Genomic DNA, 19261 nt, shown 5'->3' with positions numbered 1-19261 from the left:
AAGATGACAGCAAATCAAAAAATGATATTGGGTAAGTCAAAAACGAATAATTCATTTAATGAAATTATTGCTCAGCAAAAACAGAAGCAGGGTCAAATTCCTGTTATGGGAAAAACAGCAACAGTGGGTGATATGCGTAACCCAGCAGTTGCTAAAAATATTAATAAGAAGATTGAAGAAAGTGAAATTGCAAAGTCGGCAAAACAGTCAACTGCTGCAAATATGCAAAATAGTAGTGCGGGACAAACACAGAAAGAGTGTTCAAACTTTTGCCGTAAAAAAGGCTTTAATATTTTACCTTTACGATACACTGTTGTTAAAGATAATCCACCTGCTTTACCTGCAACATTAGGGAAAAATGTCAAAGATATTCAGTTAAGCCATCTCAAATATGCGGTTGAGATGATTGATACTGGTTATATCTATCGCTTAGTAAAAAGAACATCTGGAGCTTTGGAGTGGGCTGGGTATAAAGTTACTCCAAATGGACATTTGTCTTATTTTCCTGTAGGTAAAGAAGCTCCTAAAAGTGTTCCAGAGTTCGCATGTAAAGGAGCAGGTCATAGTTTTAATTCATCTGTGATAGCTGTAGAAAGTAATCCTAAAGATGAGGCGAAGATTGCATATATTATTCATACGCATGTGCCTATGAGTAAAGCCAAAATATCCGAATATGAAAAAAATGCTGATAAGTTTGTAACAGAAGGAAAATGGCAGAAAATTTTAATTAATGGTGGAAGTGCACAAGAACATTGTATTGCTGCAAGCCAATTTAAAACTACGGTTTATAATCTAAACAGTTTTGGTAAAAACCGTATCGATGCGACATTAAATAAGTTTAAAGATGAGCCTAAATCGCTTGCCTGTATGGCTTTATATGATCCTGTAGGAATTACAAGAAAATTAAATACATTGCGCAATTCAGAATTTAAAAAAGTAATGGATTTTTTAGCAAAAAAAGAAGGAGATTTTACAAACGAGCACCGTTTACATAGTTCTCAATGTATTGATAGTATTAAAATCTGTTTAGAAAATAAATTGTTAAATGAACGTAGCCAATTGAGTAGTCAGGTAACCAAAAGTCAAGTATTAATGGGTTTGTGGGATGAACTACCAAAGAACTTAACAGATGCTGATGATATTAATTATGAGTTAGAAAAAATATATAAAAGAAAATCAAAAGAAGAACAAGAGAGGCTATTAAAGGAGGCTCAAGAGAAACAAAGAGCAAATAAAGGTCTCTATACTGAAGATATGGGTAAATTAAGTAGGAGGGACGGAGAGCAGATTTGGGTTAAAAAATATAAGCCAAATTTAGATATGGTGGCTAAAACAAATTTTGATAAAAAAATTAACGCATTAATTCAAGAGTGTTTAGCTGGAGCAAGAGCTATAGGAGATGACCATATTAAATGGTTATTGTCTAAGGCTGTAATAAATGCCCTTCATGCTTATGATGATCAAGTGCAAGTTCCATATGGAAATATTTTTTATGTTCATGCGATGGATATGATTAATGGGATGAGTGGGGTGCAGAGTGGACAAGCATTACTTGAAACTTGGTTAGGTGTAGAAAAAATTGCCAAAGAAAATATTTATATGAGGGCAATTTGTTATAACCAAGAAAGTTTAAAAAATAAATATAATGCAGCGGCACCAAGTATTATCGATATTTCTTGGGATGATGGACAAAATGCAGCTAAAACTGCGATTGCAGCATTTGTTGCGGCAGATAAAGCTTGGCAAGAATGGGCAGCAGATAAAACCAATAACGGTTATATGTTACATGGGCAAAAATTTAGCCTATTAAAAACGTTTTACTGGATGTCTGAACTGACCCAAAGTGCAGTGAAATGGAGTATGAAATATACGCCAAGTTCAGAATTTGCAAAAAAACTTGGGCGATTAACGTTTTATACTTTTGCTCATAGTGGGGCATTGGTTGAGCATGTTGCAAAGAACTCTCTGTATTATCTTATCCCAGTTCAAACTTTAACGGGTAGGGTTAAGCTGACACCTGAAATGGTGCAGAACAACTGGAAAAAGTATTCTTCATCCGCAACCAACCCAAGTAAAGCAGCCAAACAAATTGATCGGATAATTGCAAATAGTTCACCAAGTGCAGGTCTGCGTGTATCTGGTGTGGTTGCAATATTTGAGCTGATTAACTTAGGAACACAGATTTCTAAATTTAATATCGATCCATCAGTAGATAATGCTCTTTCATATATGTCAGGTATGATGGCAACAACTGCTGCTATTTTAGAAGTAGGTAGTAGCTCAATGGAGAAGTTCTCATTTGCAGAGCGCGCCGCGTATATTGCTAAGTATGGTGCATATTTTGCGATTGCAGGTGCAACGGTTTCTTTAATAATTGATGGTAAAAGTACATTTAAGGCTGCAATGGAGAGAAATCCATATGCAATAGCACTTAACGTTACAAAAGCTTTCACTTCCTTTGCGACATTGGTTGTTGGTTTCAGTGCATTTTTGAATTTGCCAGTTATGAGAAATACAGCCTTGCACTATACGATTGAGCGTTACGCACTTGGAAGAGCAATTTTGGGTATACGAGCGTTACAGGCAGGTGCGATGTTAAGTATCGCTGGCATTGCACTTGTTGCCTTGGAAATTTATTTAAAGAATTATGTCTTAGACAACGCAATGCAAGACTGGTGTCAAAAATGTGCATTCAAACTAAAAAAGGAAAATGGTGAAGATGCTTTTAAAGACGTTAAGGAAGAGGAAAAAGAGTTTAATAGTGCTGTGGTGAGTGTTTAGATGAAAGATTTAAAGTTAAATCTAAAACTGGTAGAAGGTCCGATTCATTCTCTAGAGAAGGCTAAGTCTAAAATTCCAGTGAATCAGAATATTGGTGGAATTGCGGCTGGGGCTGCTTTTGCAGGTGTGCTCGCTGAGAGTAGTTCGTTGCTGACCAGTGCACCTATATTGGTAATGGCTGCTAAGGCTAAGGATGGTATAACTTTTATAGGTGAAATAGAGGGGTATCCATTAGTAGGACAATTTACCACAGCACGTTTTGAAGAAAATGACGAATTAATTGCTGTAATTAGCGAAAAACCTGTGGATGGACGTCATCAAGTTTATGCAATTGTCGATCCAAAATCTGGTTTGCTTTATATGATCTATGAAATGGGTCGTTCAGTAAAAAAGGGTTATAAAGCGATTATTATGCAAACGTATTATTTCACCCTAATTTGTTGGGGAGGGATGTCAATAATGCTTTTACTTTTTTACATTTTTGATTTCAATTACTCTTGGGACTCTTTTCTATATTTAATGATGTGGATACTTATAAGTATTTTTATCTGTATTCCATTGATGGCTTTTGTAAATTATTTTGGTTATAGAAAATCATATGAGAATTTTGGTACATTATCTGAACAAATATTTGAAAAATTAGGTTTTGAAGATCCTAAAGAGCAGGATTTTTATAATGATTATTTAATTAATGATGGAATCAACATCAGTGTTATGGATTATAGAAAAAATCTGAAAGGGAAAGACCCTTATCCTCAGGATTATTTTAGTAAGAATACAACAAGCGAATAAGTAGTGGAACATAAATTAAACCTTAAGTTAGTTAAAGGTCCAATACATTCTTTAGAAAAAGCTAAGTCTAAAATTCCCGTAAATCAGAGTATTGATGGAATTGCGGCTGGAACTGCTTTTACAGGTGTACTTGCAGAGAGTAGTTCGTTGCTTACCAGCGCTCCTATACTAGTAATGGCAGGTAAAGCTAAAGATGGCATCACCTTTACGGGGGAAATAGAGAAACATTCTTTACTAGGGCAATTTACGACGGTTCGTTTTAAAGAAAATGATGAACTGATAGCTGTAATTAGTGACAGCCCTGTAGATGGTCGCTATCAAGTTTATGCAATCCTCGACCCTAAGTCTGGCTTATTATATATGATTTATGAAATGGGGCGTTCAGTAAAAATGGGTTATAAAGCCATTTTTAAGCAGACTTATTATTTTACATTGTTGTCATGGGGTTTTCTCTTAATTTTTATTTTATTTTATTTTTAATTTTTCTTATTCTGTGAATACCATTTTATATTTTCTAGAGATTGTTGGCATTACTTTATTTGTTAGTGTAGCAATTTCTGGTTTTGTTAATTATTTTGGTTATAAAAAATCGTATGAAAATTTTGGAGCATTATCGGAGCAAATATTTGAAAAGCTAGGATTTGAATATCCAAAAGAACAGGATTTCTATAATGATTTTTTAACGGATGATGGTGTCCAGATTAGTGTAATGAAGTATCGAAAAAATTTAAAAGGTAATGATCCTTACCCTCAAGATTATTTTAGTAAGAATACAACAAGCGAATAAGTAGTGGAACATAAATTAAACCTTAAGTTAGTTAAAGGTCCAATACATTCTTTAGAAAAAGCTAAGTCTAAAATTCCCGTAAATCAGAGTATTGATGGAATTGCGGCTGGAACTGCTTTTACAGGTGTACTTGCAGAGAGTAGTTCGTTGCTTACCAATGATTCTAATTTGTCAATATCGTTTAAAAAAATTAAAGATAACTGGATAATTTTTAATAGAAACTCTAATCTATGAAAAAACATACGAAAGTATAAGAAGTTACCTAGAAGGCAGTTCGTTATCACATTTTGATACTAAGATTAGAGAAGATACATAAGTATCTTCTTTTATAAATATTAATTTTAGACGTGCTCAATTTTTTTATCAAAATAAAATAAATAGACAGATTAGTCTTGACAAGTTTATTTGTTTTATGTAATGAGTTAAATTTCGTAAAATTAGCTGGATTGTTACTAACCAGATAGAAGTAAATTTTAATTAATATATGATTAAATATTCTTAAGAAATTGTTTCAAAAACTAAAAATTCTTATATTTGAAATAAAATTTTAATAATTTTAAATAAGTTAAAAAATGATATTTATTAATAACTTATTTTTAATTACAAAAAATAACATTATTATTTTTTTGTTAGAAAAACTTTATTAAGCTATATTTTATAAGCATCTAAACTATTTACTTTTAGTTTAGTTTGATATGAATTTTATATAAAATATGTTTAATTATATGATAAACTGCGTTCAAATTTTTTGAATATAAGGTTTAAGCCTGATTTTTTGATATTTATAAAATGTTAATTTTTCAGTAAAACCTTGATTAAATAAGAAGATAGAGGAATGAAAGTTGTGTTAAAGCAAAGTGTTTTGATACTTTTTTTAATTGGTAACTGTGTTGGTTTATCTTGTGCACAAGCTGCAGAATTAGAACCTATAAAACTAAAGAAAAGCTGTATTAAGAAAAACCCTATAATTGAAGGTCAAACTGATCCTGAGTTATTAAGTCTTTTTAAACAAGTATGCGATACAGATAATTCTACTCAAAAGAATGATTTATTAGCTAAAGCAGCGATGCGGTTTTATCAGACTAACCAACCAGTTAAAGCATTAAATTTAGCTAGTCAATTACAGAGCCAAAACGTTCGTGGTTCATTATTAACAGATGTATTGTTTTTATCTGGCGTAAGCATTGCAAATAGCTCTTTGCAACAAATGCGTGGTCAGGAAATGCGATATTTAACGAATGACGTAACATATCCTCCTGCAAAGCAATTAATTGAAAATATTCATACAGCAATGCCTGCACCTGATCCATCGAATTTCAAAGCGAGCTCGGAAGGTGGTTCGGCTGATAATGAAAAAAGAAGTTATAGAAAACAAAATGTAGTACGTAATCGAGTCTCTACTCCTCGAACGACAACTAAACATACAGTAACTCCAGTAAAAACACCTGCGGTTAAACCAAAAGCAGCGCCTGTTGCGAGTGTTAGTAAATCAAAAAGTTCGCCTTTTGACCCTTTAACTAAATAATCTGGGATAGAACCTTATGGCTAAAAGAGAAAGCGTACAAAAGAAGCTTCAACGAATTCGACCTCCTCGTGTTCAGCTTACTTACGATGTTGAAATTGGTGATGCAAAAGAAGCAAAAGAACTCCCGTTTGTTGTTGGTGTAATGGGTGACTTTTCTGCAGCATCTGAGCTTGAACGTACAAAGTTAAAAGATAAAAAATTTATTAATGTAGATTTAGATAATATCGATGAAGTAATGGAGTCGTTGTCTCCACGAGCGGCTTTTCAGGTAGATAATACGCTAACTGAAGAGGGTGGACGAATGGCCGTTGATTTAACATTTAAGTCAATGGAAGATTTTCGTCCAGAAAACGTTGTTCAACAAGTTGATCCATTAAAGAAACTCGTTGAAGCGCGTGAACGTTTAACTGATTTAAGAAATAAAATTTCTAACAGTGAACGTTTAGAAGATTTGCTTGATGAAGTCCTTAAAAATACTGATCAAATTCGTAAATTAAGTGCGGAGGCTGATCATGAATAATACTCAATCAGCAGCGATGCCACTTGTTGAAAATGAAGAAGTTAATCTTTTAGATTCGATTGTTGAGCAAAGTCGTATTGCACGAAATGACGAAGAGCATACGCGTGCTAAAAGTCTAATTGGTGAACTTGCTAAAGAAGTCATGGCTGGAACCATTACTGTTTCTGAAAATATGACTTTATCAATTGATAAGCGTATTGCAGAAATTGATGCACTGATTTCAAGTCAGTTAAGTCAGATTATGCACAATGAGCAATTTCAAAAAATTGAATCAACGTGGCGTGGTCTTTATTACTTCTGCCAAGAAACTCCTTCAAATCCGCTCATTAAAATTCGTATGTTAAATACGACAAAGAAAGAGTTGGTAAAAGATTTTCAGGGTGCTACAGACTTTGATCAAAGCACTTTATTTAAGAAAATTTATGAAGAAGAGTACGGCTCTTTTGGTGGTGCACCATATTCAGCATTAATTGGTGATTTTGAGTTTGACCGCACACCATCTGACATGTATTTGCTTGAACAAATTTCTCATGTTGCAGCAGCAGCGCATGCGCCATTTGTTTCAGCAGCTAGCCCAAGCATTTTAGGCCTTGAGTCATTTACAGATATTGATCGTCCTAGAGATGTTTCAAAAATCTTTGAAACGGCTGAATATGTACAATGGCGTTCATTCCGTGACAGTGAAGATTCACGTTATGTTGCATTGACGTTGCCGCATGTTCTAGGTCGTCTCCCATATCATCCAAAAGAAGGTACTGCGACAGAAGGCTTTAACTTTATTGAAGATGTTTCTGGTGAAAACCACAATGAATATTTGTGGATGAACGCAGCTTATGCTTTTGGTACTCGTTTAACAAATGCATTTGATATGCATGGTTGGTGTGCTGCTATTCGTGGTGTTGAAGGTGGTGGTTTGGTCGAAGGTTTACCAGTCCATACATTTAAAACACAAGATGGTGAAGTCGTATTTAAGTGTCCAACTGAAATCGCAATTACAGATCGCCGTGAGAAAGAGCTAAGCGATCTAGGCTTTATTCCGTTAGTACATTGTAAAAATACAGATTACGCAGCTTTCTTTGGCGCGCAATCAACTCAAAAACCTAAAAAATATGACAATGATACTGCCAATGCAAACTCGGCTTTATCAAGTCAAATTCAGTACATCATGGCTGTTTCACGTATTGCACATTACTTAAAAGCAATGATGCGAGATAAAGTGGGTAGTTTTGCTTCTGCTGGCAATGTTGAAGCATTTTTAAATGAGTGGTTGTCACAGTATGTATTACTTGATGACGGTGCTTCTCAAGAAGCAAAAGCTCAATACCCATTACGTGAAGCGTCTGTAAAAGTTGTAGAAGATCCTGCTCAACCAGGTCACTACAAATCTGTGGTTTTCTTGCGACCACATTTCCAGCTGGATGAGTTGTCGGTTTCTTTACGACTTGTCACTGAGTTACCTCAGTCCTCAAATTAATCAAGGTCAGCTAAAGAATAACTTTAAATTAAAAATAGGAAAGTTCTAAATGAAAGATATATACGTTGAGTTTCGCGGTAAATACAAAGTTGATGGAGAATCTCGTGATTCTGAGCACAAAGGTTGGTTAGAAGTTAACTCTTGGTCTCATAACATTCGTCAACCTAAATCTGCTACTTCAAGTAGCGTAGGTGGCCACACTGCTGAACGTGTTGAACATTCTGACATGGTTTTCGTGAAAGACTTAGATGCTACTAGCCCGAAATTATGGGAAGCATGTTCAGCTGGTTATACATTTGATGAAGTACAAATCGACTTTTATCGTGCAAATGGCGATAAACGTATCAAGTACTTACAAATCAAATTGAAACACGTTCTAGTTTCTAGCGTGACTCCAACTGTTAACGAAGAAGGCGTTCCTACAGAAGCATTTGGCTTGAAATATGCTGCTGTTGAGTGGACTTATAACCAACAAGATATTAACGGTACTGCTAAAGGTGCTGTTACTAAGAAATGGTCACTTTCTAATAATACAGCTTCTTACGCAGCTTAATTATTTAAGTGAATATTTGGTGGAGGCTGACATAAAGTTAGCCTCTGCTGTCTCTAAATATGCTTTGTTGTGAACTCGAATGAACTTAGATCGGCTTTATCCATACGGATTTCGTTCAACTTTATTTGATCGCTTAATTCCAGAAAGTGAAGATTATGCAAAAGGTCTTTCTATTCAGCAATTAAGAGAATCAGTCGCAAACGATTTAGAAGACTTGCTCAATAGTCGGGTAGCAAAGTTAGATCATGTGGTTGATGACTATCCGCTTGTAAAAAAATCGATACTTCAGTTCGGGATTATTGATTTTGTTGGGCTTTCTACAGCCAATCCTCTGGATCGGGATAAAATCTGTCAATCCATTGAGCAATCAATAGCAGCTCATGAACCTCGGCTAAGACAAATACGGGTAGAGATGTTGTTAGATGGACATAATATGGGCGCGTTATGTTTAAGTATTCAGGCTTATCTAAATATTCACCCTCTATATGAACCTGTTGTATTTGATGCATTGTTAAAACCAACAACGCAGCAGTATGTAATTTCAGCGAGAACTTAAGCGTAGTGGGTGTGTTGTGATAGAAGAGCTTTTACCGTTTTATGAAAAACAATTACAAGAATTTGGTCAGCAATCTCGAGAATTTGCCCAAAAATATCCAAAAATTGCTCAGCGCTTATCTTTAAATCAAGAGCAAATTGATGACCCACATATTGAACGTCTGATTCAGGCTTTTTCGCTGATTGCCGCTCGAATCGATAAAAAACTTACAGACAGTTATGATGTTTTTACTCGTTCTTTATTTGAGGTGATGTTTCCTCAATACTTGCGTCATTTTCCTGCTTGTTCAGTTGTTAGCTTTGAAGATATTAATAAAATTAAACAGCTTAGAGAACCTCATCTTGTACCTGATCATACAGTTTTGAAATCTCGTAGTTTCAAAGGGGTACAGTGTGAGTTTAATACAACTCAAGATGTTAAATTACTACCTATTCATTTAAGTGGTTTAGATTTTAAAACTACACCCAGTGCACATATGCACTTAAACCAAAATGCGACGTTGAGCCTTAAATTTGAAATTTTTAATAGTGCTCATGCATGCTTAATTCATGAGAAGCTTCCTATTTATTTAGATGCTATCTCTAATTTTCCTTTACAAGTACTTGATAGTATTTTCAAAAAAGGGACCAGTTTTGCGGTTAAACATGGTCAAATGATTGTCGAGTTGGGTAAGAATCCATTCGAGTTAATAGGTTTTTCTGAACAAGAAAGTTTATTACCTCTCGATCAACATACGCATCATGCTTATCGTTTGTTGATGGAATATTTTTGTTTCCCAGAAAAGTTTAGCTATCTGAAACTCGATTTAGATTTCTTAAAGGCTGTACCTCAGCAAGTATCCGAATTTGAGCTTTTAATTCATTTTAAATTAAATTTAAACGATCAAGCCGTTGTTAGAAACTATTCTGAGCTAAATATTGCAAACTTTAAATTGTTTACTACCCCAGTAATCAACTTGTTTGAAAAATATGCGGAACCTCAAAAAATAGTTCATAAGCAACTCGAATATCCACTGGTTACAGACGCTCACCATCCTGAATTTTATCAAGTATATTCAATACTTGAGATGAATATGGTGCGTGAAAAAACAAATCAGGAAGAAAGCTATGTTCCTGTTTTACCGTTTTTTGCGATGAGTCATTATCACAATGATACAGCTCGCTTTTTTTACTCAGTGAATTATCAAAAGTTACAGTCTAATTTCGTTGAAATGGGCTATTCCATTATTTCTAAAAATCTAAATCCATTTTCAACACGTTCAGATTTTATTAGCACCAAATTATTATGTTCAAACCGTGACTTACCTCATGAAGCGTTGGGTCAGTCTAATAACGTATTAAATTTAAATGACAGTAGCTTGGCGAGACGTGCCATTGTTTTAAAGCGACCAACAAAGCCTTATAAGTTTGAACAAGGCCAAAGTGAGCAATGGCGTGTGATTTCGCATCTTTCATTAAATAGCTTAGCACTTATGAAAGGGGATGCTGTTTCTCATGTTAAGGAGCTGCTGGCTTTATATAACTTACCGCAGTCAAAAGAAAATTATTTAATTATTGAATCAATTAAAAAATTAGAATTTTCACTTACCCATAAACTTGTAGATGGCAAACCATTTCCGATGTTTGTGAGAGGGGTAAAAGCTGAATTACAAATTGATTCATCAGTGTTTAGAGGGCATAGCTTATATATTTTTAGTCAACTATTAAGTCGTGTTTTTAATTTAAAGGTTCAAATTAATAGTTTTGTTGATTTGGTGGTTAAGGATTATTCATCTCAGCAGGAGTTATACCAATGCAGTCAGAACGTTGGTGGCAAGACTCTTCTATAACGGCTGAGTTATTTCAACGCCCTAAATCTTTTGAATTTATTCAAGCAACACGGTTATTGCGTCATAGCCCAGCTACAGATGCTTCTTCGTCGTGGACTGACCATTTTAAGTTTGAGACCTCATTTAACTTAAACTTTCCGGCTACTGAAATTGAAAGTTTAGAATTAGTAGATGAGCGTGTTCATTTAACAAACTTGATTGTTGGTCTTACCGGTATACAAGGTGCATTACCGTATACCTATACAAATAAAATTAAGCAGGCTCCACGGCAGCAACGAGCCGAAACTAAAGAGTTTTTGAGTTTATTTAATCATAAATTAACGAGTCAGTATGTCGAGTCAAGTATTACTTATCACTTGCCTGTGCGATATGAAATAGAGAATAAAAATGATTATCTGGATATTCTGCACGCTTTAAATGGTTATGTTCGATCACAACATCAACAACAAGATTTAGATGAATATTTTGCCGAATTTTCAGGCTTAATGCAGGGGCAAAATAATACCGTTCATGCTTTGAAAACAATGTTGAGTTGTATATTTAAGCATGACATTACAATTAAAGAGTTCATACAAGAATCATTTAAGTTGGCAAGTGATCAGTTAACAACTTTGGGCGGAAGCCAGCCTAGCTTACTTGGTATAAATACGTTTTGTGGAGAAACGATTCAACAAATTGATGGAAAAATTGAGATTCAGATTGGTCCGCTTAAGCGTCAGCAATATTTAAAGTTTTTACCTCATCAAGAGCTTAGTTTAAAGCTCAAAAAAATCGTAGAAACATGGTGCAGTCCGACTCTATCAATCGATTTAAGATTGATACTGGATGAGTCGGAAATACAACCTGTTCGCCTAACTCAAAGCCAAGAAAGTGGCTTAGGGCAAGGTGCTTTTTTAATATCTCGCAAGCCTAGCACACATAGCTATGAAACATGTTATAGCCTTATTGGAGAGCAAATATGATTAAAAAAATATTACTCTCATTCATCGCTATTTTTACAATTGTTAGTGGATTGATTATTTTCTACTGGCGTGATGTTCAATATAACCCTGATAAAGGGGATTTTTTCCTTTATTTTCTTTTGTTACCGGCAATCATTACACTGGCGATTTTATCGCCTTGGCTGATTTATAGCGCTTATAAAAGTTATAAAGAAAAGAAAGAGAAAGCTGCAAATCAAAGTCAAGATGATGATAGTCAAAAACAGCAGACTACACCTGATCAGCCTTTAGAACAGCTAGATTTTCATATTTACTCTGCTTTCGCTATACATGCGTTAGGTGAGAATGAAACGATTATTGAAGAAATACAAGATTTCAAAAGCCCAGAACTTGATGATCAGTTGTTAAATTCTTATGGATTGCCTCTTCTATCTTATCGAATTAAAGATTTAACTGAGTCGAGTGAAGAGGATTTTCAATACGCAGCTTCACCAAGACAAGTTCGGATCATGTCTTTAATAAGACAGCAATTAGAACAAAATATAGAGAATTTGTATCACTTGGCTGAACATTTAAAGCGTTCAATTTTATTTTATGAATCTCATCAGATCCGTGAATATCACATGCATCCTGCATGGGTTGACCCAAATTCTGAATATGAAGATACAGAAACACCTGTAGTTGAAGTACATCGTTTAAATCGACTGAATTTACACATTCTTCTTCCAGAGGATTTATTGCATATATGGAATGATGAGCAAAGTAATGATTTGATTTTAGAATTCTTTACTGAAGTTGGCATTATTTCCCAAAAAGTTCATATCGAATATCACTTTTTGGGAGAGCGTGTAGCTTATCAAGAATTTATTCATTTATTAAAACGTATTCAAAAGAAAGAGCATGAAGTTTTTCTCGTGCTTGCTGTTGATTCAGAAATAGATCAAGACCTGATTGATGAAAAGTCTTGGATGGTTAAGGACTATATTCCGGCGGAGTTCGCGGCAAGCTGCCTTATTGCAGATCCCTCTTTAAAAATTGAAGAACTTGAACCCGCTAAAAATTTAAAAATTGTGATTGGTCAAGAAAAAACAGCAAAAGTTCTTAATACGCTGAACTTAAATGAATTACCGCAGTACGCAGGGGAAGAGCCATATGTACTTATTCTTTCAGACCAGACAGATATAAAAGCAGCGAAGCATTTGCAGCAGCAATTTACACAAACTTCTGTTGAACCACATCACTTTATTTATGTGAAATCTTCATTGGGGCATACCCAGCATTTAGTTGATATTTATGGCTTTATGCTCAGTATGCATTTTCCTGAACATATCGTTCCTTTTGTCTTTGGTGAAAATACGGTGTCAGCACATACCTTTGTGCAGAGTGTCACTGAAAATTCAGAAGATGATGCGATGGTGTTGAATAGCTAATTTAAACTTTGAACTTAGAACGAGAATAGAATGCATACAATTTTAGGCTACTTGTGGCAGTACATCACGAATCCTAAAGCAATTATCGCCTTGTCATTGTTCGTGGCATTGATGTCTTCCTATACTTCAATTCCTCGCCATATATTTTGGGCTTTAGCATCTGCATATGCTTTAGGGCTCATTGTTTATGGAATTTATTGGCTAGTTCAGCGCAAGAAGCATGCGGTTCAAGGTGAAGAGCTTGCTGAAGCGATTGAAAAAGATACTCAAGCAGAATACGGCAAAAATAAAGATAAAGAAGAACTGCAACTTATCAGCCAACAAATGAAAGAATCTATTCAATTGATTCGTAAGTCAAAGTTAGGCGATAAGAAGGGCAATGCGGCACTATATGAATTGCCGTGGTATATGGTTATTGGTAACCCAGCCGCTGGTAAAAGTTCTGCGATTTATAATTCTGGTTTAAAGTTTCCTTTTGAAGAAACCCATCAAAAAATGGTTTCGGCCGGTTTAAGTGGTACCCGTAATTGTGACTGGTTCTTTTCTACAGAGGGTATTTTATTAGATACGGCTGGTCGTTATTCGGTATATAGCGAAGATCATTCAGAGTGGTTAGGTTTTTTAAATATATTAAAGAAGAACCGTTCTAAAGCTCCGGTAAATGGCTTAATTCTTATTGTAAGTATTGCTGAGCTAGTGAGTCAAAGTCCTGAACACTCATTGAAGCTCGCTAAAAATTTACGTGCTCGTATTCAAGATTTAACTGAACGTTTAGAAGTTGTAGTGCCTGTTTATTTAGTCTTTTCAAAAATGGATTTGATTGCGGGTTTTACCGAATTTTTCGAATTCTATGAAGTACAAGAATATAATCAGGCATGGGGTGCAACATTACCATATGAGCAAAACTCTTCTCATAATGCGGTAGATCTTTTTGAGAAACATTACACTATTCTTTATGACGGCTTAAAAGGGGTAAGTTCGACCCACCTTAGCCGTCGACATTCTCAAAATATCTCACCGAGCGTGATGACTTTCCCATTAGAATTTAAAACATTAAAACCTGCACTCAAAAGTTTTATTGCTACATTGTTTGAAGACAATCCTTACCAGTTCCAGCCAGTTTTCCGTGGTTTCTATTTCACAAGTGCCTTGCAAGAAGGTGTAATAGAAAGTCCAATGACTGAGCAAATTGCACAAGAATTTCAGCTTTCTCAAATTGCTCAAAATGAAGTAAGAGATCAATTAAAAACAACGCCTAACCATGGTTATTTCTTAAAAGGCTTATTTTCAGAAGTCATTTTAAAAGATAAAGATTTAGTTAAACAGCATGTTAATACAAGCAGAAAACGTCAACGCTACATTGCATTTATTGGTGCTTTAGCGGGTGTTTCAATTATTCTGGGGGTATGGGTTTGGTCGTATCGCAATAACCAACAGCTTATTTCTGAAGTTCAAGCTGATTTAAATAAAGTTGTTCAGTTAGAGAAGGGTTCAAGCCAACAATTATCAACTCAATTGGAAGCCCTACTGATTTTACAAAGACGTCTACAACAATTAGACGAGTTTGATGAAAATAGACCTCTAAAATTTAGTTTTGGTTTATATCAAGGCAATGAGTTACGTGAAAAATTAAAAGCTGAATATTTAAAAGGCGTTAAACAAATTGTTTTAACACCTACTCAGCAAAATATTGCTCAGTATTTGCAACGTGTGAAAAATAACGAAGCGACTTTAAAAGCAAATCATACCAACGTTGAGATTAAGCAAACTGCTCAAACTCAGCAATATTTAGAGCCGTCAGATACCAATCCTCAAGATGCTTATAATGCATTAAAAGCATATTTGATGATGAGTAATCCACAGTACATGGATGCAAGTCACTTAAGCGATCAGGTAACGCGTTTCTGGCGTTCTTGGCTTGATGCCAATAAAGGGCAAATGCCACGTGCAGATATGATTCAGGAAGCTGAACAGATTTTATCGTATGCAATGACATTAGCAAATGACAAGCAATTCCCGATTTTGGATGCTGACTCTCAATTAGTTGATCAGACACGTCAAGTATTGCTCTCTGTGATTAGAGGTATGCCAGCACGTGACCGCGTTTATAACGAAATTAAAATGCGTGCAGCTGTTCGCTTCCCAGCTTTGACAGTAAGTCAAATTGTTGGTGAGGCAAATAAAAATGTTGTATTGGGCAGTTATGCATTACCAGGGGTATTTACTCAAAAAGCTTGGAATGACTATGTAGAAAAAGCCATTGAGGAAGCAGCAGATAAGCCTACAGATAGTAAAGACTGGGTGCTTAATAGTCGTCAATCTGATGACTTAACTTTCTCGGGTAGCCCAGAGCAAATTAGAAAGCAGCTCACAGCACTTTATAAGCAAGAATATATTGCGGAATGGAGAAAATTCTTAAGTGGTATTCACTATGCAAAAGCAACTCAGTTTGCTCAGCAAGTCAAAAATATTGATGTATTAGGTGAGCCACAAAATTCGCCAATTCGTACTCTTATTGAACGTGTAGCTATTGAAACAAATTGGGACAATCCAGTTGTTCAAGCGGAGTTAGCTGCTCCTCAAAAAGGATTTGTTGCTTGGTTTAAACGTAAAGTCCTAAACCGTGATGATAAACAATTAGCAAATCAAGCAGTTGCTAATGCTCAAGGTGCGATTTCTCAAGAATATCAAATGTTCTATCAGTTGGTTCGTAAGCGTGATGATCAACAAGGTAAATCTTTACTTGATGAATATATGACGAATCTTGCTTTGGTACGTAGTAAGTTTAATGAACTTAAAAATGCGGGTGAGGTTGGACCAAGTGCAATGACATTGGTTAAGCAAACCCTAAATGAGCAGACATCGGTATTTAATCAGACTCAAAAAATTGTAGATGAAAAAATGGCGGTTGGTTTCAGTGAAATTGATCAGCAACTTTTACAAAAATTAGTGGTGAGTCCTCTTACACAAGCCTTTGAAAGTTTAATTACGCCTACCCAAGATGAAATTAATAAACTTTGGGTTATGCAAGCGTACCAGCCATTTACTACAAATCTTGCTAAGAAATATCCATTTAACTCATCCGCTTCTTTACAAGCAACAAGTAGTGAAATTGGTCAAATTCTTGGTGAAAACGGTAGTATTTCCCGTTTTGTTAAAGAGAGCTTAGACCCATTTGTTATTCGTCGTGGCTATACCTTAACTTCAAAAACATGGAAAGATTTGGGTATTAGTTTAAACCCGCAATTTGTGATGAATTTCCAACGTTATGTTGCACCTACAAATGGTATGGCAACTGGTGAATTAAATAGTCAAGCACCAGCGGCTCCGGCAACAAATCAGTCTAACTTCCAGTTCTACCCAATTCCAAACCCGCAATTGCTTTCATATACCGTTGATATTGATGGTCAGCGTATGACTTATGAAAATGGTGTACAGCAATGGGTTAACTTTATTTGGCCAAATCAAGGCAGCATTCCTGGTGCGCGTATTACGGCTGTAGATTTACAAGGTCAAACACATACGATTTTTGATGAACCAGGTGAATATGGTATTAACCGCTTAATTGATAGTGCACAGCGTAAAGAGCAGAACGGTGGTTTCGAAATGCTTTGGCGCAGTAAGACGGATCCATCATTGTTTGTGAAAATGAACTTCCGTCTTATTAGTAGTAACTCAGGCAGTATTGGTTCAAGTCGCGGTTACTCTGGTATGCAATTGGTTGACAAAGTTACTGCTGATAAAGCTGCCCGGGTTGTATCGGCGCAGCAAGCACCAGCTCAGGCAGCTGCTCCTGCGAAACCTGCAAATCCAGTTGCTGCATTAACACAACCTGCTGCAACTCAACCAGCTGCGGGAGTTAAGCCATGACAGGGAAAATAACCTCAACATTAAAGGAGGAGGTCTAATGCATACATTAAAAACAACTCCTCTGTATTATGGGAAAAGTCCGGCACGTGGTGATTTCTTAAAAACAAAGGGTCAATATGCCTTAATACAGGTCCTTGACCAGTGGATTACAGAAGCGCTGGAATATGCAATGCAATCGACTACGTTCAAAGAGGCATATGGTACGTTGCCTCCATTGGACTTCTTTATTGCAAATCCACAAGAGAATATGTTTTTAGCTGCAAATTTACTGGCGAGCGAAGACAGTTCAGGTCGAGCTTTTCCAATGGTACTCAGTCATTTACTTGAGATTGATTTACCATACGAAAATTTATTATATGCACCTTATAGTTATAAGCATGTTTTAGTCGATTTATTTCAAAATAATCGTGCTTTAAGAGGTATTAAAGATTCTGATTTATTATTTGGTAAGCTCAATCATTTACCAAATCAAATTCAAGTTTTATCTGAACGTGAATGTGTCGGTTTTTATGAAAACCATACAATGCATTCGTTTGCTCAGTTAATGAAGCTGAGTATTTATGAATTAGCTCAAAGTATGATTGGGCTGGGATTATTACTGCAGCCAATTTTACAAAATGGAACCAGTCGCTTAAATAAAGTGCTGATTTTGCCGATTAATAATCCTGCTTATTGTTATGAAATAGCAGCATTCTGGGTCAGTATCATTTGTCGTTTTTTAAAACAACATAATACTGAAGTCTTGATTGGATTGTTACATCGAGAGCAGCCAGTATTATTCTTTGGTTTTCAGGGTGCGGATATTTTAGCTCTTAGCGATATTTTTACTCAGAATATGGATAGTAAACATTGGGTTTCTTTAATAGAAGCTCAATGGATTGATACTTATTTGGAACAAAATGCTGGTTTAGCTACGCTAGAACAATCTTTATGTCAACGCCAATTAAGTTTAAATCAAGGTTTAAAACTATTTAGACAGACTTTTTTGGGTGAATAACAATGAATCAAAAATATCAAATTAAACTTTCACAATTAATAAAAGGCTGTTTTATTTATGCGATTGCAAATTATGCTTTAGCACAGCCAATTGTTGTTGAAGGTGTCGTGCCAAATGAAGCGAGTAAACAGGCCATTTTAATGAAAATGCAGTCTGTTTATGGTGCAGACCAAGTGGTAGATAAAATACAAGTTCGACCAGTAGCAGCTCCAAATGGCTGGAGTGACTCTGTAACAAGAGTGATTACACCAGACCTTAAAAAAGTTTCTCAGGGCAAGTTAAGTGTTAACGGCACGCGATTTGAACTGACTGGAAAAATGCTAAACCCTACAGAAATACAGCCAACTATTCAGATATTTCAAGGTTTAGTACAGCCACCATATCAATTATTTTCACAGCTTTCTGTAAATCAGGCAGAGCAGAAAGTCATTGATGATGCTTTAAAAAATCGAATTATTGAATTTGAATCTGGTAGTGCCGTGCTCACAGATGCTGGCCAAAAAATTCTAGATGAAATGGCGGTTGCTTTAAATAAAGTTGGCGGTAAAAAAGTCAAAATTGTAGGACATACCGATAGTTCTGGAGATGCGACTAAAAACTTAAAACTCAGTCAAGACCGTGCATTAGCAGTTAAAAATTATTTGGTGAGTAAAAACATTCCTGCTGATCATTTATCTGCAGAAGGATTAGGTTCGACTAAACCTGTAGCGGATAATACCTCTCCAGAAGGAAGAAAGAAAAACCGTCGAATTGAGTTCACCGTTTTATAAACATAAGGAGAAGAATATGGCTAGCCCTTATATTACGATTGGTTGCCCAACGACAGGTGGAGGGCAAGTCATTTCTGGTAATAGTGCATTTTTAATAGATGGAATTGCAATTGCGTGCGTAGGTGATAAAGCAACTTGTCCGGCGCATAAAACGGTTTCTACGATTGTTTCTGGAGATCCAAATATGCAGGTCATGGGAAAATCAGCAGCAAGAGTAAATGATTCATTATCTTGTGGTTGTAAATTATTACCGAAACAAAGTTTGGTTAATCAAGGATAGCAGAGGATATATCTTTTCACTTAAACTATTAACTTGAAAAGATATATGTACTAATTAAATGTTCTTAATGATATTAGATTTTTTATATAGAGATAAGAAATCGACCAAATCATATTAATGATTATGATGCTAGGTTATTTGTCGGATAAAGCTAAAT

The 19261-nt window shown here is 35.4% G+C and carries 15 protein-coding genes and 1 pseudogene; all 16 read left to right on the top strand.

Annotated elements, in window-relative coordinates; translation table 11 throughout:
• Positions 1-3 precede the first annotated feature (3 nt).
• The 16 genes and pseudogenes from AC1PJ9_RS17010 to AC1PJ9_RS16935 all read left to right on the top strand — a co-directional run bounded on the left by AC1PJ9_RS17010 (position 4) and on the right by AC1PJ9_RS16935 (position 19104).
• Positions 4-2781 (top strand): T6SS effector BTH_I2691 family protein, encoded by a 2778-nt coding sequence (locus tag AC1PJ9_RS17010; protein WP_311087903.1) that lies wholly within the window; start codon positions 4-6, stop codon positions 2779-2781.
• On the top strand, positions 2782-3573 hold the full coding sequence (locus AC1PJ9_RS17005) for a putative type VI secretion system effector (RefSeq protein ID WP_311087902.1): 792 nt from the start codon (positions 2782-2784) through the stop codon (positions 3571-3573). It abuts the gene before it with no gap.
• Between the two features lie 3 nt (positions 3574-3576).
• Positions 3577-4360, top strand: a pseudogene (locus AC1PJ9_RS17000) (putative type VI secretion system effector).
• Positions 4361-4363: 3 nt separating this feature from the next.
• On the top strand, positions 4364-4594 hold the full coding sequence (locus tag AC1PJ9_RS16995; protein WP_311088079.1) for a hypothetical protein: 231 nt from the start codon (positions 4364-4366) through the stop codon (positions 4592-4594).
• A 601-nt stretch (positions 4595-5195) separates the two neighbouring features.
• Positions 5196-5885, top strand: coding sequence for a hypothetical protein (locus AC1PJ9_RS16990; RefSeq protein ID WP_311087901.1), 690 nt, complete (start codon positions 5196-5198; stop codon positions 5883-5885).
• A 16-nt stretch (positions 5886-5901) separates the two neighbouring features.
• Positions 5902-6405, top strand: a complete 504-nt coding sequence (gene tssB / locus AC1PJ9_RS16985; protein ID WP_004702470.1) for a type VI secretion system contractile sheath small subunit — start codon at positions 5902-5904, stop codon at positions 6403-6405.
• Positions 6398-7879, top strand: coding sequence for a type VI secretion system contractile sheath large subunit (tssC, locus tag AC1PJ9_RS16980; RefSeq protein ID WP_004702469.1), 1482 nt, complete (start codon positions 6398-6400; stop codon positions 7877-7879). Before tssB ends, tssC begins: the two co-directional genes overlap by 8 nt.
• Positions 7880-7928: 49 nt before the next feature.
• Positions 7929-8432, top strand: coding sequence for an Hcp family type VI secretion system effector (locus AC1PJ9_RS16975; protein ID WP_000653195.1), 504 nt, complete (start codon positions 7929-7931; stop codon positions 8430-8432).
• A 79-nt stretch (positions 8433-8511) separates the two neighbouring features.
• Positions 8512-8988 (top strand): type VI secretion system baseplate subunit TssE, encoded by a 477-nt coding sequence (gene tssE, locus AC1PJ9_RS16970; RefSeq protein WP_039255167.1) that lies wholly within the window; start codon positions 8512-8514, stop codon positions 8986-8988.
• 16 nt (positions 8989-9004) lie between these two features.
• Positions 9005-10816 (top strand): type VI secretion system baseplate subunit TssF, encoded by a 1812-nt coding sequence (gene tssF / locus AC1PJ9_RS16965; protein WP_311087900.1) that lies wholly within the window; start codon positions 9005-9007, stop codon positions 10814-10816.
• The gene (gene tssG / locus AC1PJ9_RS16960) at positions 10780-11778 is read left to right on the top strand and encodes a type VI secretion system baseplate subunit TssG (protein ID WP_311087899.1); all 999 of its coding nucleotides are present in this window, start codon (positions 10780-10782) and stop codon (positions 11776-11778) included. The genes tssF and tssG overlap by 37 nt, the downstream gene beginning before the upstream one ends.
• Positions 11775-13187 (top strand): hypothetical protein, encoded by a 1413-nt coding sequence (locus AC1PJ9_RS16955; protein ID WP_311087898.1) that lies wholly within the window; start codon positions 11775-11777, stop codon positions 13185-13187. The genes tssG and AC1PJ9_RS16955 overlap by 4 nt, the downstream gene beginning before the upstream one ends.
• A 30-nt stretch (positions 13188-13217) precedes the next feature.
• Positions 13218-17057, top strand: a complete 3840-nt coding sequence (gene tssM / locus AC1PJ9_RS16950; RefSeq protein ID WP_311087897.1) for a type VI secretion system membrane subunit TssM — start codon at positions 13218-13220, stop codon at positions 17055-17057.
• 37 nt (positions 17058-17094) lie between these two features.
• The gene (gene tagF / locus AC1PJ9_RS16945) at positions 17095-18054 is read left to right on the top strand and encodes a type VI secretion system-associated protein TagF (RefSeq protein WP_017398210.1); all 960 of its coding nucleotides are present in this window, start codon (positions 17095-17097) and stop codon (positions 18052-18054) included.
• A gap of 2 nt (positions 18055-18056) precedes the next feature.
• Positions 18057-18824 carry an OmpA family protein gene (locus AC1PJ9_RS16940; protein ID WP_022574836.1) on the top strand — a complete coding sequence of 256 codons (768 nt, stop codon included), beginning with the start codon at positions 18057-18059 and terminating at the stop codon, positions 18822-18824.
• A 16-nt stretch (positions 18825-18840) separates the two neighbouring features.
• Positions 18841-19104, top strand: a complete 264-nt coding sequence (locus AC1PJ9_RS16935) for a PAAR domain-containing protein (protein ID WP_002048345.1) — start codon at positions 18841-18843, stop codon at positions 19102-19104.
• Positions 19105-19261: the final 157 nt, after the last annotated feature.

Source organism: Acinetobacter sp. 70_2 (assembly GCF_056736115.1).
Note: the sequence above shows the minus strand (reverse complement) of the source record. Positions and strands in the feature narration are given on the sequence as shown.

Coding starts and splice junctions, on each gene's coding strand:
- AC1PJ9_RS16935 (WP_002048345.1), top strand. CDS start 18,841: ATGGCTAGCCCTTATATTACGATTGGTTGCCCAACGACAGGTGGAGGG.
- tssM (WP_311087897.1), top strand. CDS start 13,218: ATGCATACAATTTTAGGCTACTTGTGGCAGTACATCACGAATCCTAAA.
- AC1PJ9_RS17010 (WP_311087903.1), top strand. CDS start 4: ATGACAGCAAATCAAAAAATGATATTGGGTAAGTCAAAAACGAATAAT.
- AC1PJ9_RS16975 (WP_000653195.1), top strand. CDS start 7,929: ATGAAAGATATATACGTTGAGTTTCGCGGTAAATACAAAGTTGATGGA.
- AC1PJ9_RS16955 (WP_311087898.1), top strand. CDS start 11,775: ATGATTAAAAAAATATTACTCTCATTCATCGCTATTTTTACAATTGTT.
- tagF (WP_017398210.1), top strand. CDS start 17,095: ATGCATACATTAAAAACAACTCCTCTGTATTATGGGAAAAGTCCGGCA.
- AC1PJ9_RS16940 (WP_022574836.1), top strand. CDS start 18,057: ATGAATCAAAAATATCAAATTAAACTTTCACAATTAATAAAAGGCTGT.
- tssC (WP_004702469.1), top strand. CDS start 6,398: ATGAATAATACTCAATCAGCAGCGATGCCACTTGTTGAAAATGAAGAA.
- AC1PJ9_RS16990 (WP_311087901.1), top strand. CDS start 5,196: ATGAAAGTTGTGTTAAAGCAAAGTGTTTTGATACTTTTTTTAATTGGT.
- tssE (WP_039255167.1), top strand. CDS start 8,512: ATGAACTTAGATCGGCTTTATCCATACGGATTTCGTTCAACTTTATTT.
- tssG (WP_311087899.1), top strand. CDS start 10,780: ATGCAGTCAGAACGTTGGTGGCAAGACTCTTCTATAACGGCTGAGTTA.
- tssB (WP_004702470.1), top strand. CDS start 5,902: ATGGCTAAAAGAGAAAGCGTACAAAAGAAGCTTCAACGAATTCGACCT.
- AC1PJ9_RS17005 (WP_311087902.1), top strand. CDS start 2,782: ATGAAAGATTTAAAGTTAAATCTAAAACTGGTAGAAGGTCCGATTCAT.